This is a genomic window from Winogradskyella haliclonae, assembly GCF_014635865.1.
Classification (GTDB): Bacteria; Bacteroidota; Bacteroidia; order Flavobacteriales; family Flavobacteriaceae; genus Winogradskyella; species Winogradskyella haliclonae.
Map to the genome: position 1 here is coordinate 636,704 of NZ_BMDQ01000001.1, position 16,242 is coordinate 652,945.

Genomic DNA, 16,242 nt, shown 5'->3' on the forward strand with positions numbered 1-16,242 from the left:
GCAAACTGAATTTTTTAATTACAACAGTGTTCCACGTGGAACAATAAGAATATAAGTTATGTTTAATGATGTTTATGATGTTATAGTTGTTGGGGCAGGTCATGCTGGTAGTGAAGCTGCTGCAGCTGCTGCGAATATGGGTAGCAAAACATTATTAATAACAATGAACCTTCAAAATATTGCCCAAATGTCTTGCAACCCCGCAATGGGAGGAATTGCAAAAGGGCAAATTGTTCGTGAGATTGACGCTTTAGGTGGTTATAGTGGTATTGTCTCTGACACTTCTGCTATTCAATTTAAGATGCTTAACAAATCTAAAGGTCCCGCAATGTGGAGTCCAAGAGTTCAAAGTGACCGTATGCGATTTGCTGAAGATTGGAGATTGCTTTTGGAGAATACGAAGAACTTGGATTTTTATCAAGAAATGGTGTCGGGTTTGATTGTGAATAATGGTAAAGTTGAAGGCGTTAAGACATCTCTTGGTATTGAGGTTAAAGCAAAAACAGTTGTATTAACTAACGGCACATTTCTAAATGGCTTAATCCATATTGGTGAAAAGAATTTTGGAGGCGGCAGAGCAGGTGAAAGAGCAGCAACAGGAATTACTGAACAGCTTGTTGATTTAGGTTTTGATTCTGGAAGAATGAAAACAGGAACACCGCCAAGAGTTGACGGACGTTCTTTAGATTATTCTAAAATGACTGAACAACCTGGAGACGAAAACCCAGATAAATTTTCTTATTTGGACACCACACAGGCTCTTAAAAATCAGCGCTCATGTCACATGACATATACTAGTGAAGAAGTTCATGATTTACTTCGTGAAGGCTTCGATCGCTCACCCATGTTTAATGGAAGAATTAAAAGTGTTGGCCCAAGATATTGCCCTTCAATCGAAGATAAGATCAATCGTTTTGCGGACAAAAACAGACACCAATTATTTGTGGAGCCAGAAGGCTGGAACACCTGCGAAGTTTATGTCAACGGGTTTTCTACATCACTTCCAGAAGATGTTCAGTTCAAAGCATTACGCTCTGTAGTTGGTTTTGAAAATGTAAAGTTTTTTAGACCGGGTTACGCTATTGAGTACGATTATTTCCCACCAACACAATTAAAGCATACACTAGAAACTAAGTTAGTTGATGGCTTATTTTTTGCAGGTCAAATCAATGGAACAACAGGTTATGAAGAAGCGGCATCTCAAGGGTTGATGGCGGGTATAAATGCTAGTTTACGGGTTCAAGAAAAAGAAGCTTTTACACTCAGAAGAGATGAGGCTTATATAGGTGTGTTGATTGATGATTTAATTACAAAAGGAACGGAAGAACCTTATCGCATGTTTACATCTCGTGCAGAATACAGAACTTTATTAAGACAGGATAATGCAGATTTTAGGTTGACGCCTAAGGGTTTTGATTTAGGTTTAGCTTCAGAAAATCGTTTAAAACGAATGGAAGAGAAGCAATCTAAATCTGATAATTTTATTCAATTCTTTAAAGACACAAGTGTTGATCCCAAGGAAATAAATCCAATTCTAGAAGAGAAAAATTCTGCTCAAGTTAAACAGAAAGATAAGATGTTTAAGTTGTTTGCAAGACCTAATATTACCATAGATGATATGAGAAAAGTGGCGTCTGTAAATAACTATGTTGTGGATAACAATCTAGATAGTGAGGTTTTAGAGCAAACGGAAATTCAGGTTAAATATGCTGGATATATTGAAAAAGAAAAAAGCAACGCGGATAAACTTCAGCGCTTAGAGAATGTCAAAATCCCAAAAGATTTTGATTACTCAAAACTACAATCTATGAGCTTAGAAGCACGAGGAAAACTAAACGAAATACAGCCCGTTACGGTTTCGCAAGCTTCTAGAATTAGTGGTGTTTCACCTGCAGATATTTCTGTTTTATTAGTTTATTTGGGGCGATAATTAGTGTGTGTTCCACGTGGAACATAGCTTGCGTTAACATTAAAATTTCTCATTCTAAAGAGAATTTTTGGACAAGTCTATGAGATGAATATGAGTAAATATATTACTGTAAAAGACCATTCAGTTTCTGGAGAATCATTTGATTTAATACCAAATGAAGAACAAGACATCCTTGTAACTACACCACAACCTCATGCTGATAACTTGTCTAAATATTACGAAAGCGAAGATTACATTTCTCATACAGACACTAAAAGAAATCTTCTAGAACACGTTTATCATCTTATTAGAAAACGCGCTCTAAAAAATAAGCTAAGTTTAATCAACTCGTTTAAGACTGAAGAAAAAACACTATTAGATATTGGTTGTGGTACTGGGGACTTTCTTAAGACAGCTTTAGAGGATGACTGGAAAATTTCAGGAATTGAACCCAATTCAGATGCTCGAAACATTGCCAATTCAAAAACGGGGAACAAAGTTTTTGATAGTTCTAAGCTTTCAGAGTTCGACGCCAACAGTTTTGATGTCATTACATTATGGCATGTGTTAGAACATTTACCGAATTTGGAAGAACACCTTAGAATTTTTAATCGCCTTTTAAAAACAAATGGTCATTTAATAATTGCCGTTCCAAATTATAAATGCTACGATGCGGAACATTATAAATCGTTTTGGGCAGCATATGATGTGCCAAGACACTTATGGCATTTTTCTCAAAAAGGGATGAAACGTATTTTTGAAGAGAAAGGACTTTTATTAGACAAAACTTATCCAATGTATTTTGATTCGTTTTATGTGAGCCTACTTTCCGAAAAATATAAATCTGGATTTATGAATCCGTTTAAGGCATTTTGGATTGGCTTAAGGTCAAACTTAAAAGCAAAACACTCTGGAGAGTATTCATCTCTTATATACATCTTTAAAAAGGACTAAAACCATAAATAAAGCGTTTTAAGAAGGTTTTAGCACTCAAACCTAAATATGTATTAGGGTAAAACGAACCAGTTAAATTAGTACTTAATTTTAATCCGTTTCAAATAGACAATAATTATTCATTTAATAATTTTAATAGAAAAAACTAATGATGAATATTTAATGCCGATTATCGGCCAACTTTTATACATTTGCCAAAATTTAATTTCAAAAATCAAGACCACATGAAAACTATATTTAAGCTATTAATAATTGCACTTTTATTTTCTTCTTGCCAAGAACAGCAAAAAATTGGTTTTATAGATAATGGAGATGTCATCAATGACTATAAGATGAAGATTGATGTAGAGGAAACTTATAAAGTGAAAAAGGAAGCATTTGAAAAACGAATGGATAGCATTAATAGAGATTTTCAGGTTGAAGTTAAAGCGTTTCAATTAGCTCAAGCAAAAATGTCTCAAAATAAAGCTCAAGAAAAATACAATGAGCTAGGTCAAAAAAACCAACAATTAACGCAGCAATTTCAAATAGAACAACAAGTGATGCAACAAGCATTTGCTAAAGAAATGGATTCTATTATTTCTAAAGTAGATGATTTTGTAAGTGAATATGGAAAAGCTAATGGCTATACATTTATTCTAGGAAAAAATGAAGCTGGCAGTGTAATGTATGGTCAAGAAGCAAACGATTTAACCAAAACCATTACAGAAGCATTAAACGCTGAATATAAACCAGAAGAAAAAAAATAAAACAAAATTATGTTTAAATATCTGAAAGTCAAGCATTTGCTTGGCTTTTTTTGTGCAATAACCGTGTTAGTTTTATTGACAAATCTGTAAGGATAATTTTAGAGTTACCATTACGCTCAATATGATAAATAGCGTCTTGAAGCTCTTTAGAGATTTCTAAAATATTTGCATCATGAACAAAAGGTGCAAATTTCTCAAGCTTAAAACTATCCGATTTTGGTTCCAAATAGACCAGTTCATTAGCCTTATAATTTAGCAACATAGCCTGTCTAAAATAGTTTATGCAAAACTGTAAAAATTGCTTCTGAGTTTCACGACCAGTTTTTGCTATTTCTTCAGACCAGCCAATTAAATCTCTAATAGCAGATTTATTACCTTTTGCTTTAAAGGCGGAGCGTACCCAAATAATAAACCATTTCTCAAACTGAATGTCTTCGCTATCTTGATAAATTAGATCGCATGCTTTGTTGAAATTTCCATTAGACTGCTGTGCTATTTTATTGGCAATACTTTGTTCTATCTCGTATTTTTTTACCAAAGCATCTGCGATAACCACTTCAGCTAAAGGCGGAAAATGAAGCACTTGACATCGCGACCTAATAGTGCTAATAAGTTGTTCTTCTTCCTCAGCAATGAGAATAAAAATGGTTTTTTCTGGTGGCTCTTCAATAAGTTTTAACAGCTTATTTGCACAGGCAGTGTTCATTTTTTCGGCCATCCAAATTAGCATCACTTTATAACCACCTTCATATGGCTTTAAGCTTAAAGATTTTACGATGTCTTGAGCTTCATCAACACCAATCTGACCTTGCTTATTGTCAACACCTAGCATTTTGTACCAGTCAAATAGATTACCATAAGGTTGTTGGTCGATTAACTGTCGCCACTCTTCTAAAAAATGATTAGAAACAGGGTGACGTTTGATTTTATCATTAGTAGTCACTGGAAAGGCAAAATGCAAATCAGGATGCGATAGGTTGGTAAACTTAAGGTTGCACGCTTGATGTCCTTCTGTGTTTTCAGAATTGGTATTGCTACACAAAATGTATTGAGCGTATGCAATTGCCATAGGCAAAGTGCCAGAACCTTCAGGGCCAACAAACAATTGTGCATGAGGAATTCTGCCAGAATCTGCACTTTTAGTGAGATGACTTTTTATATGATTTTGCCCTAAAATTTCTGAAAAAAGCATAAAGCAAATCTATGTAAAAAAATTAGGTTTCTAATCTATATATTTGTTCAATAAAACTTACACAATGAAAACCATAAAAGACTTCAATTTTAAAGATAAAAAGGCATTGATACGTGTTGATTTTAATGTTCCTCTCAATGAAAATTTTGAGGTAACCGATGATACTAGAATTAAATCTGCAAAACCTACAATTATTAAGGTTTTAGAAGACGGCGGAAGTTGTGTGTTGATGTCTCACTTAGGAAGACCCAAAGGGATTGAAGAGAAGTTTTCATTAAAACATATTGAAAACGCTATTGAAGATATTATTGGTGTAGAGCTTAAAGTTGCTAGCGATTGTGTCGGAGCTGATGTTGAAGAATTGGCAAATAACTTAAAGCCAGGAGAGATTTTATTATTAGAAAACCTTAGGTTTCATGAAGAGGAAAAGGCTGGTGACAAAAATTTTGCAGAGCAACTGTCGCGACTTGGAGATATTTATGTAAACGATGCCTTCGGAACAGCCCATAGAGCACATGCGTCTACAACCGTAGTGGCGGAATTTTTCCCAGAAAATAAGTGTTTTGGTAGTTTATTAGCTCAGGAAATTGAGAGCATAGAAAAGGTAATGAAAACGGGAGATAAACCCGTATTAGCGGTACTTGGAGGAGCAAAAGTGTCTTCAAAAATTACAATAATTGAAAATATTTTAGACAAAGTAGATCACCTTATAATTGGTGGAGGTATGACGTTTACTTTTATAAAAGCTCAAGGTGGAAATGTTGGAGATTCAATCTGCGAAGATGATAAAATGGAACTTGCCTTAGATATTTTAAAACAAGCCGAAGCTAAAAATGTAAAAGTTCATTTGCCTATAGATGTACTGGCAGCTAATGCTTTTAGTAACGATGCAGAAACTAAAGTTGTAGACGTTACGCAAATACAAGATGGGTGGCAAGGCCTAGATGCTGGCCCAAAATCAAAACTAATTTTTGATGACGTAGTAAAGCAATGTAAAACTATTTTATGGAACGGCCCATTAGGTGTTTTTGAAATGGAAAGTTTTGCTAACGGAACAATAGAACTAGGTAATTCTATTGCCGAAGCCACTAAAAATGGAGCATTTTCGTTAGTTGGTGGAGGAGACTCTGTTGCGGCAGTAAAACAGTTTGGGTTTGAAGATAAGGTAAGTTATGTAAGTACGGGTGGTGGGGCAATGCTTGAAAGCTTAGAAGGAAAAACATTACCTGGCATTGCTGCGATACTTGATTAATTATTTTATGGTAAAGCACGATTTTAACTGCATTTTTCGTTAGCATTGTTAAAACAATCAATATATGAACATTAAACATCTTTTTTTATTTACAGCAGTGGTGTTGATGAGTATGCCTGTTTTTTCGCAGGATTCTATTCCTAAACCAACCAAAAAGCGTATTACAGAAAAGAATTTTGTGTCTGGTAAAACCTATGCTATTGATACAATTATTAGTGGTATAAAGTACTATAAAGAATATACCCAAAACAAAACAAAAATCGAACAGTCTAAAACGACTTCAAACAAGGCTATCGATGGTAAGCTAATTACTGAAAAAATTATTCCTGCAGTAAATGACACGACCAAAATAAAAACCTTAGATGATAATGAGTTTGCTGCTAAGATTGATGAAAAATGGCTCGAAGAACTGTACAGTAATTCTCTTTACGATACGATTTACAAATCGGTTACCGAACTTGATTATAAACCTATAGATTATCCAGAATTGCCCACGGACACTTTAAAAGCAAGGTTAAAGCGACTTAATGCGCGTACCCCTTTTAATGTAGAATATAACCCATCATTAGAAAGTGTTATTAAACGTTATTTAAAAACACGTAGAGCATCTATGGAGCGACTTATGGGCTTGAGTCATTTTTATTTCCCGATGTTTGAAGAAGCTTTGGATAAAGAAGATATTCCGTTAGAAGTTAAATATCTAGCCATTGTTGAGTCTGCCTTAAAACCAAGAGCGCGTTCGCGAGTTGGTGCAACAGGTTTGTGGCAGTTTATGTTTGGAACAGGAAAAGAATATGACTTGGATGTGAGTAGTTATGTAGATGAGCGACGTGACCCTGTAAAATCAACAGAAGCCGCAGCAAAATATTTGGCAAGATTATATAAAATTTTTGGTGACTGGGATTTGGCATTAGCATCATATAACTCTGGTCCAGGTAATGTATCTAAGGCCATTAGACGCTCAGGAGGTTACACTAATTATTGGAATATAAGGCAAAATCTTCCACGTGAAACAGCGGGCTATTTACCAGCATTTTTAGCAACGATGTATATTTTTGAGTTTGCCGACGAACATGGTTTTAAACCAGAGCGGCCAAAATATCAGTACGTAGAAACAGATACGATACGCGTAAAACAAATGATAACCTTAGATCAAGTGGCAGAGGTTACAGATGTTAAGATAGAAGAGCTTCAATATTTAAACCCATCATATAAACTAGATATTATTCCGTTTATAAAAGATGAAAATTACACACTTCGTTTGCCACGATATGCTATTGGTAGTTTTGTAGCAAATGAGGATAAAATATATGCTTTTGCCAAGGCAGAATTTGATAAGCGAGAAAAGCCCTTACCTCAGTTTTTTGAGAACGACACTAAGGTAAGATATCGTGTAAGAAGTGGTGATTACTTAGGAAAGATTGCACGCAAATATGGTGTTAGGGTAAGCAGTATAAAACGATGGAATGGGTTACGTAGTAATAATCTCAAAATAGGGCAGAGACTAACAATCTACCCGAGAAATCCAGTTGTAAAATCGTCGTCTTCAACACCATCTAAAACGAAGTCTAAAAAATCAATAAGCACCGCAGGGAAAAGCACCTATAAAGTCAAATCAGGAGATTCTCTATGGAGTATTGCGCAGAAATTTTCTGGAGTTTCTGTTCAGAATTTAAAAGATTGGAACGATATTAGTAGTAACAAACTTAAAATTGGAATGACTCTTGTGGTGTCCAAGTAAACCAATTCAAAATTTCAATAAAATGAAACATATTATTTCCCTTTTTTGCTTGCTTTTAGTGTTAAGTTGTAATGAGAAGAAAGACAATGTACGTTACCTTTCAGAATCATCAGGAAACATCAATTCTATATCAGTAGTTGCAGATAATATACTATGGGAAGGTAAAGTTGGTGAAGCTATCCGAGAAGTTTTAGCAGCACCAGCAAAAGGATTACCTCAGGACGAGCCAATGTTTTCTTTAAGGCAAATTCCAACACCTGTTTTTAGTGGTTTTGCGGCAAGAAGTAGAACTGTTCTAAAAATCGAAAAAACGGATGAGTCAGGTGTTTTCACAAAAGAAGATGTGTATGCAAAACCACAAACTATTGTTATTGTAAAAGGAAAAACAGATCAGGATATTATAAATCAACTGAAAGAAAATTTACCTAAGATTATTGATGCTTTTACAAAAAGAGAAGTTGCAGAAAAACTTAGGCGTATCAATAAATCCTTACTTAAGGATGAAGCAATGGAAAATGCTATGGGCTTTACAATAGATATTCCTTCTGCATACAGAATAGCGAGTACAAGTGATGATTTCTATTGGGTTAGAAAAAGCTTAAGTAACAACAAAACTATGGATTTAATGTTTTATAGCTATCCATTAGATTCAATTCGAAAAACTGACAGCACGGTAGTAGATATCATTAACATGAGAGATACTATGATTGCAAAGGGGATTCCAGGAGAGGATGGCATGCAGATGATTACGGAAAAAGCCTATGCGCCTTCTATATACGAAGCCATAATAGACAATAAACCAGCCTATGAAATTAGAGGTGTTTGGAAAATCGCTGATGAAAAAATACCTATGGCCGGTCCATTTGTAAACTATGCCATTGAAGATAAAGTAAATAATAGATATTTAGTAGCAGAAGGTTATGTATACGCACCCTCTCTAGACAAAAGAGAATACGTTTTTGAACTTGAGTCTATTATAAAATCTATTAAGATTAAATAGTAAGTATAGCTTATAAAAAAAGCCAACTCAATTGAGTTGGCTTTTTGTTTTTATTGTAAAAGACTTATTTATCCTCTTTTTTTTCAGAAGAATCCTCTTTACTTGCGTCTTTAAATTCTTTTATACCACTACCTAAACCTTTCATTAATTCTGGAATTTTCTTACCACCGAATAATAAAATAATAGCTAGCCCTATAATAACCCACTGCCATGGACCAATTGCTAAAAATATTGACATTGTAATCATAATAATTAAATTAGAGAGCAAAGTTAATAATTAAAGTTTAATTACGGCGTTATTGGGCTAACTTTAGGATTTAATAACTTAGCAATAGCGGGATTTTATATACTTTTGTTTCAATATGGCCAATAAAACAAAAAACAAAAAAGAACTTAAAAAAAAGCTACTTCACAAATATCGATTAGTGGTATTAAATGAAGACACTTTTGAAGAACGCTATGCTATTAAGCTTAATAGGCTTAATGTATTTGTTTTAACCGCCTTATCTACAATTTTTTTAGTTGGTTTTACAACTCTTTTGATAGCTTATACACCTTTAAGAGAATATATTCCGGGTTATTCTTCCACATCTTTAAAAAAGAAAGCCACGGGTTTGACATACAAAGCCGATTCTTTACAACAACAATTATTAATTAACGATAGATATTATGCTTCAATAAGAAAAGTGCTTACAGGAGATGTAACAGATATAGAGTTTAATAGAGACTCTATTATTGAGGCAGCTAAGAACGAAGATATCGTAGATATTTTTCCAAACAAAGAAGACTCATTATTAAGAGCAAAAGCTGCAAAAGAAGATAAGTATAATCTTTTCGATTCTGAGACAAACAGTTCAAATTTTGTATTGTTTCCTCCGCTTAATGGTACAATTTCTGAAGCTTATAACCTTGAAGAAAAACATTATGCTGTAGATGTAGTTGCCCCAGAAAACACCCCTGTAAAATCTACAGCCGACGGAACTGTAATATTTTCTGAGTGGACGGTATCTACAGGCTATGTGGTTATTGTTGAGCATAGTAATGAGCTTATCTCTATATATAAGCATAATAGGTCTGTTACCAAAGAACAAGGTGATTTAGTAAAAGCAGGAGAGGTTATTGCTATGTCAGGTAACACAGGCGATTTGAGTACTGGACCACACTTACATTTTGAGCTTTGGAGTAAAGGTTATCCAATTAATCCAACAAACTTTATTGATTTCCAATAATGGCATCTATTAAAGCATTATTAGCAAAACCATTTGCAAAAAAAATAGCAAAACGTATTAAAAAATGGTCTTCAAATCCAATTGAAACCCAAGAAAGCGTGTTTCAAAAATTAATATCGGAAGCAGCGAGCACAACATTTGGAAAAGACCACGATTTTATAAGTATAAACAATCATGAAGATTTTGTAAAGCGGGTTCCTATTAGAGATTATGAGGCATTAAAACCTTATATAGAGCGGGTTGTTGATGGCGAAGAAAACATATTATGGAAAGGCAAACCCATTTATTTTGCAAAAACTTCGGGCACAACGTCTGGGGCAAAATATATTCCTATCACTAAAGAAAGCATGCCAAGTCATGTTGAAGCGGCTCGGAATGCCATTTTAATGTACATTAACGAGACTGGTAACTCGAGTTTTGTTGATGGCAAGATGATTTTTCTTCAAGGAAGCCCTATCCTAAAAGAACAAAAAGGAATTCAATTAGGCCGGCTTTCAGGTATTGTTGCACATTATGTCCCAAAATATCTTCAAAAAAATAGGCTACCAAGCTGGAAAACCAACTGTATAGAAGACTGGGAAACTAAGGTCGATGCTATTGTAAAAGAAACGTTACCAGAGAATATGACTATTATTTCTGGGATTCCATCTTGGGTACAAATGTATTTTGAAAAACTTATTGAAAAGACGGATAAAAAAGTTGGAGATATTTTTAAAAACTTTAATCTTTTCATTTTTGGAGGTGTTAATTACGAGCCCTATCGTGCTAAGTTTGAAAACTTAATTGGTAGAAAAGTAGACAGCATAGAACTGTATCCAGCAAGTGAAGGTTTCTTCGCATTCCAAGACAAACAAGAAGAGAAGAGCATGTTGCTTCAGCTTAATTCAGGGATGTTTTATGAATTTGTTGAGGCCGAGCATTTTTTTGAAGAAAATCCTCAGCGGCACACAATTAAAGACGTAAAAATAGGTGTAAACTATGTCATGATTATTTCTACAAACGCAGGACTTTGGGCATATAATATTGGAGACACTGTAGAGTTTACAAGTACATCGCCTTATAGAGTTATTGTTTCTGGACGTATTAAGCATTTTATTTCAGCTTTTGGAGAACATGTTATTGGGAAAGAAGTAGAACAAGCTATGAATGAAGCTTTAAAAGCAACTCGAGCTTCCATAAATGAATTTACTGTAGCGCCACAAATCAACCCTAAAAGTGGTTTACCTTATCACGAATGGCTCGTAGAATTCGAGAATATACCAATTGATTTTAAAGATTTTTCTAGTAGAATAGAACAATCTCTTCAAGAGCAAAACAGCTATTACAAAGATTTGATTGACGGTAAAGTTCTTCAGCCATTGAAAATTACACAAATTAAAACAGAAGGTTTTAAAAACTATATGAAATCTATTGGTAAATTAGGAGGGCAAAATAAAATTCCAAGATTAGCCAATGATCGTAAGATTGCAGATGCTTTATATAAAAGAGAACTCGTTAAATAGTTTATATTTGCAGGTTAAACATAAGAATGAATAACACTAAAAAAATACATAAAAGAACGCGGGCACAACGGAGCTCAAATGCTATTGAGCGGATGTATGTAACCATGCGTCATCTTTTTAATCGAGGGTTTTATAAGCCCATGGGTGTTTCTGGAGAAACACTTCGAGAGGCACTACTGCTTTTAAGACCAGAGATTTATGGTTCTATAGCAGATGATAAAGCAGAGTTGGAAGGCCTGTTGTATGTGGTAGACCGTTTACCCCAAGGGATAGAAGAGTGTTCTTTTATAAACCTAACTAGTGACGAAGGCTATGGAGATTCGCATTTTAAGGTTATTATTCCTCCCAAAAGAAGACGTAACTGTTATCGTATTGATGATGAGCAGATGAATATTGAAATCACCCGAGGGCGTTCTGAAATTTACGATATTCTTACTCACTTAACCTTTCTTTTTGTAGAATCTCATAAAATAAGTAAGCGCGTATTAATAGATGATAACGGGACAACGATAAGAGATTGGGGTAAGTTAGAGTCTGCTGTAAAAAAGAATAAAAAGCTAACCCAAAAAGAGCGAGAAATAGCAATAACGCACACAGCACACATTTTAGGTCGCACGTTTAATGAGATTTCGCATACTTATGCAGATTTTGCTACTGATACGCAACCCGAACGGTTTTTAAACATTGTATATTGGTTAGGGAAATTAGCAATCGAAGAGACAGTAAATAATAATAAACGCACAGTGACTTTTAGCCCTGTGTTAAGAGAGCGACTAGGACATCATATACATGGCGAAGTATGGGCAGATAACATAAAGTCTATACTTAATAAAAACCATTTATTGAAACGCCCAATTCATATTATAAGCGCTAATATGCATAGTGTTATGAATTCACTTTTTGCAGAGACCACTTTGAAAACTGCAAAAGAAAAAAAAGATATTTTTGCCATATTTGAGGATTTAAGTCAACCCGAAAATAAAGCCATGCGCACTAAGGTTGAAGCGTTTGCTTTCAAAAACGGGATGACCTATATCAAAGATACTTCTGGCACAAATATTAATGTACAGATTTTTGATACTGCACAGATAGATTTTTCAAAAACGGCTTTTGAGTATAACGAAGACAGAACAGAAGAAAAAGCTGTTATTATTGTGATGGACTACGCCTTTGGAGAACAGGCATATGAGACAATGGACGAGCTTTTAAAACCCGTATCAGTAAAAGGAGAAAAGATACATTTAGATGTAAAATCTATATCTATTATGGGCAAAGCGGGTATTCTTCAAGGAGGAAAAGGTGACGTGATGATTCCTTCAGCACATATTTTTGAAGGTACTGCAGACAATTATCCGTTTAAAAATGAGTTAAGTAAAGCAGATATGGTAGATTGCGGTGTCGATGTTTATGAAGGCTCTATGATAACAGTTTTAGGAACTTCTCTCCAAAATAAAGAGATTTTAAAGTTCTTTAAGAAGTCCACCTGGAATGTCATAGGTTTAGAAATGGAAGGTGCTCATTATCAAAAAGCCATACAAGCAGCATCAAGAGTTAGAGGTAGTATTAATGAAGATGTAAAAGTGAGATATGCGTATTATGCTAGTGATAATCCTTTAGAGACAGGTAGTACACTGGCATCAGGAGGCTTAGGGTCAACAGGTGTAAAACCAACATATGTTATTACAAAGAAAATATTACAACAAATTTTTAATCAATAGGTTATGAGTGAAAATACAAAACCAACCCCACAAAATGACGAGGTTGACTTAGGACAGATATTTGTTTATATAGAAAAAGTATTTAAGAAAATAGGCGAGTTAATATCTAAGTTATTTGGCTTTTTAATGTATGCTTTTGGGAAATTTTTGGTCTTCTTACTTTTAATAGTTAATGTAATAATAAAGCATTTTATTATTATTGGTTTATTGGGAGTTTTTGGTTTTGCAATCCCTTTTTTCCTAGAAAAAACCAGTAAAAGTATATATAGTGCTTCAATGCTAATAAAGCAAAACTATAGTACAGGTAGTGTACTATATTCTAATATTGCAAGATATAATGATTTGGCTGCGATGAGAGACTCAACAAGCTTGTCAGAAGAGCTGAATTTAACCCTAGACAAGGCTGTTAATTTATCGGAATTTTCAATTACTGGTTTCAGAAATAAGAATCAACTTTTAGAGGAGTATACTTTATATATAAAAGACATGGACTCTATTGATAAACCATCATTTGGTTCCTATTCTCAAAATGTAGATTTAAGCTCTTCATCAATTCAAAGTATTACGGTTAGATCATATAGTTCAGACGTCTATGAAGGTTTATCAAAATCAATTATTAATGCCATCAATAATAGTCCGTTCTTCTTAAAAGAAAGAGAAGAGGTAATAGAAAACTTAAAAAATGAAATTAAACTGACTCAAAAAACGATTGAAAAATCAGATAGTTTACAAGATAAATATTTTAAAATTTTAGATAAGTATTACGGAAATTCTGAAGGGTCTGAAAATACTAAACAAAGTACTTTAAATCTTAATTTAGCAAACAATAAGGATAAAATAGACACAAAAGAATTTGAACTGTTTCAAATACAACAACAGAATAGAGAAAAATTAAATGAGTTACAAGCTCAATTATCTAGAAAGGAAAACATTATTGAACTTCAGAAAGATTTTGCTAGTCCAACATTAGTAGATGGTAATTATAAAGAATTAAAACTCAAATTCCCTATTGTGTTTATGCTTTTAGCTGTATTGTTTTTTGTATTAAGAAATTTAAGTATAGAAAAATATATCAAAGAGTATGGAAGTAAAGAAAAATTGCTTGAGTAATTATTGTGAATAGTTCAGTTCTCATAACAGGAGGCGCAGGATTTATAGGCTCTAATTTTACAGAGTACTATTTAGAGAAACACCCTGAATTTAAAATAGTTAATTTAGACAAACTCACTTACGCTGGCGATCTTTCTAATTTAAACTCTGTGACTTCAAACAATAATTATACTTTTGTTAAGGGAGATATTTGTAACAAGCAACTTATTCAAGAGCTTTTTGACAAATACAATTTTTGTCATGTTATTCATTTTGCAGCCGAGTCTCACGTGGACAACTCCATAAATAGCCCTGACGCTTTTATAAACACTAATGTTGTTGGTACATTTAATTTATTAGATGTAGCAAGAAATTTTTGGATGAACTCACCATTTATACCAAAAAAAGGCTGTGAAAGTAATAGGTTTCATCATATTTCTACAGATGAGGTATACGGTACCTTAGGTAAACATGGATTGTTTAAAGAAACGACTCCTTATGCACCTAATAGCCCATATAGTGCCTCAAAAGCCTCTTCTGATTTCTTGGTAAGAAGTTATTTTCATACATACGGGATGAATGTTGTAACCACTAATTGTAGTAATAATTATGGCCCAAAACAGCATGACGAAAAGTTGATACCAACAATAATTAGAAAGGCATTAAACGGTGAGGAAATCCCGATATATGGCGATGGCAAAAACATCCGAGATTGGCTTTATGTTTTAGATCATTGTAAAGGTATAGATTTGGCTTTTCAAAAAGGTAAGGCTGGAGAAACATATAATATTGGAGGTAAAAACGAAAAAGACAACCTATATATTGCCAATAAAATTTGCAATATTCTAGACAAATTAAGACCAAGAAATACGCCATATAAAAACCAAATAGTCTTTGTTAAAGACCGCCCTGGACATGATTTTAGATACGCAATTGATGCTTCAAAAATCGAAGAAGAGTTAGGCTGGAAAGCAGACGAAAATTTTGAGTCGGGGATATTAAAAACGGTAAATTGGTATTTAAATAAATATACATCTTAGATGAAAGGCATAATTCTCGCTGGAGGTTCTGGCACAAGATTACATCCACTAACACTAGCAGTTAGTAAGCAGCTCATGCCAATTTATGACAAGCCAATGATTTATTACCCATTATCTACTCTCCTGTGGTCAGGCATTAGAGAGATATTAATAATTTCTACTCCTCAAGATTTACCATTATTCAAAAAACTCTTAGGGGATGGGAGTCAATTGGGGTGTAAATTTGAATATGCAGAACAAGCATTACCAAACGGATTGGCAGAAGCGTTTATAATAGGTGAAGATTTTATAGGAAATGATAAAGTTGCTTTAATTTTAGGAGATAATATATTTTATGGGACAGGCCTATCGGAATTGCTTCAGCAGAATAGTAATCCAGACGGAGGTGTTGTATATGCCTATCATGTACTTGACCCAGAAAGATATGGAGTTGTTGAATTTGATGAAAATTTTAACGCAGTATCTATAGAAGAAAAACCTGAGCAACCAAAATCTAATTTTGCTATACCAGGGATATATTTTTATGACAATACAGTTATTGACATCGCAAAGCAAATAAAACCTAGCCAAAGAGGTGAGCTAGAAATTACTGATGTAAATAAAGCCTATTTAGTCAAAGGGAAGCTTAAAGTTAGCATACTTGATAAAGGGACTGCTTGGTTAGATACAGGAACGTTTCAGTCGCTGCTACAAGCATCTCAATTTGTTGAAGTCATAGAAGAACGCCAAGGCCTTAAAATAGGAGCCATTGAAGAAGCTGCTTATTCCATGGGATATATTAACAAAGAACAACTAAGGAGAATTGCGCAACCGCTTATAAAAAGTGGATACGGAAAGCACCTATTGAGCTTAATTAACGAGTAGAGT

The 16,242-nt window shown here is 34.0% G+C and carries 14 protein-coding genes; 12 read left to right on the forward strand and 2 right to left on the reverse strand.

The window, feature by feature from the left end:
- Positions 1 to 58: 58 nt before the first annotated feature.
- The 3 genes from mnmG (at position 59) to IEV10_RS02910 (ending at position 3,612) form a co-directional block, all read left to right on the forward strand.
- Complete coding sequence (gene mnmG, locus IEV10_RS02900; protein ID WP_188373191.1) at positions 59 to 1,930, forward strand: tRNA uridine-5-carboxymethylaminomethyl(34) synthesis enzyme MnmG; 1,872 nt, start codon at positions 59 to 61, stop codon at positions 1,928 to 1,930.
- Between the two features lie 84 nt (positions 1,931 to 2,014).
- Positions 2,015 to 2,863: a class I SAM-dependent methyltransferase gene (locus IEV10_RS02905; RefSeq protein ID WP_188373192.1), complete on the forward strand. Its 849-nt coding sequence runs from the start codon at positions 2,015 to 2,017 to the stop codon at positions 2,861 to 2,863.
- A gap of 224 nt (positions 2,864 to 3,087) precedes the next feature.
- Entirely contained in the window at positions 3,088 to 3,612 is a 525-nt protein-coding gene (locus IEV10_RS02910; protein WP_188373193.1) for an OmpH/Skp family outer membrane protein, read from the forward strand.
- Positions 3,613 to 3,640: 28 nt separating this feature from the next.
- On the opposite strand, the gene IEV10_RS02915 is transcribed toward IEV10_RS02910, so the two are convergent.
- Entirely contained in the window at positions 3,641 to 4,804 is a 1,164-nt protein-coding gene (locus IEV10_RS02915) for a DNA polymerase III subunit (RefSeq protein ID WP_188373194.1), read from the reverse strand.
- A 64-nt stretch (positions 4,805 to 4,868) separates the two neighbouring features.
- Between IEV10_RS02915 and IEV10_RS02920 the strand changes: the two genes are divergently transcribed.
- The 3 genes from IEV10_RS02920 to IEV10_RS02930 all read left to right on the forward strand — a co-directional run bounded on the left by IEV10_RS02920 (position 4,869) and on the right by IEV10_RS02930 (position 8,797).
- Positions 4,869 to 6,056: a phosphoglycerate kinase gene (locus IEV10_RS02920; protein WP_188373195.1), complete on the forward strand. Its 1,188-nt coding sequence runs from the start codon at positions 4,869 to 4,871 to the stop codon at positions 6,054 to 6,056.
- Between the two features lie 64 nt (positions 6,057 to 6,120).
- Positions 6,121 to 7,797 (forward strand): lytic transglycosylase domain-containing protein, encoded by a 1,677-nt coding sequence (locus IEV10_RS02925; RefSeq protein WP_188373196.1) that lies wholly within the window; start codon positions 6,121 to 6,123, stop codon positions 7,795 to 7,797.
- A 22-nt stretch (positions 7,798 to 7,819) separates the two neighbouring features.
- Complete coding sequence (locus tag IEV10_RS02930; protein ID WP_188373197.1) at positions 7,820 to 8,797, forward strand: DUF4837 family protein; 978 nt, start codon at positions 7,820 to 7,822, stop codon at positions 8,795 to 8,797.
- 64 nt (positions 8,798 to 8,861) lie between these two features.
- On the opposite strand, the gene IEV10_RS02935 is transcribed toward IEV10_RS02930, so the two are convergent.
- Positions 8,862 to 9,044, reverse strand: coding sequence for a twin-arginine translocase TatA/TatE family subunit (locus IEV10_RS02935; protein WP_188373198.1), 183 nt, complete (start codon positions 9,042 to 9,044; stop codon positions 8,862 to 8,864).
- A 115-nt stretch (positions 9,045 to 9,159) separates the two neighbouring features.
- Between IEV10_RS02935 and IEV10_RS02940 the strand changes: the two genes are divergently transcribed.
- The 6 genes from IEV10_RS02940 to rfbA are packed head-to-tail and all read left to right on the forward strand — an operon-like array spanning position 9,160 to position 16,239.
- Positions 9,160 to 10,026 carry a M23 family metallopeptidase gene (locus IEV10_RS02940; RefSeq protein ID WP_188373199.1) on the forward strand — a complete coding sequence of 289 codons (867 nt, stop codon included), beginning with the start codon at positions 9,160 to 9,162 and terminating at the stop codon, positions 10,024 to 10,026.
- Positions 10,026 to 11,528, forward strand: a complete 1,503-nt coding sequence (locus tag IEV10_RS02945; protein WP_188373200.1) for a GH3 auxin-responsive promoter family protein — start codon at positions 10,026 to 10,028, stop codon at positions 11,526 to 11,528. Before IEV10_RS02940 ends, IEV10_RS02945 begins: the two co-directional genes overlap by 1 nt.
- A 26-nt stretch (positions 11,529 to 11,554) precedes the next feature.
- On the forward strand, positions 11,555 to 13,246 hold the full coding sequence (locus IEV10_RS02950) for a DUF6909 family protein (RefSeq protein ID WP_188373201.1): 1,692 nt from the start codon (positions 11,555 to 11,557) through the stop codon (positions 13,244 to 13,246).
- Between the two features lie 3 nt (positions 13,247 to 13,249).
- Entirely contained in the window at positions 13,250 to 14,356 is a 1,107-nt protein-coding gene (locus tag IEV10_RS02955; protein WP_188373202.1) for a hypothetical protein, read from the forward strand.
- 5 nt (positions 14,357 to 14,361) lie between these two features.
- Positions 14,362 to 15,375 carry a dTDP-glucose 4,6-dehydratase gene (gene rfbB, locus IEV10_RS02960; RefSeq protein WP_371862925.1) on the forward strand — a complete coding sequence of 338 codons (1,014 nt, stop codon included), beginning with the start codon at positions 14,362 to 14,364 and terminating at the stop codon, positions 15,373 to 15,375.
- Positions 15,376 to 16,239 (forward strand): glucose-1-phosphate thymidylyltransferase RfbA, encoded by an 864-nt coding sequence (gene rfbA / locus IEV10_RS02965; protein WP_188373203.1) that lies wholly within the window; start codon positions 15,376 to 15,378, stop codon positions 16,237 to 16,239.
- Positions 16,240 to 16,242 lie beyond the last annotated feature (3 nt).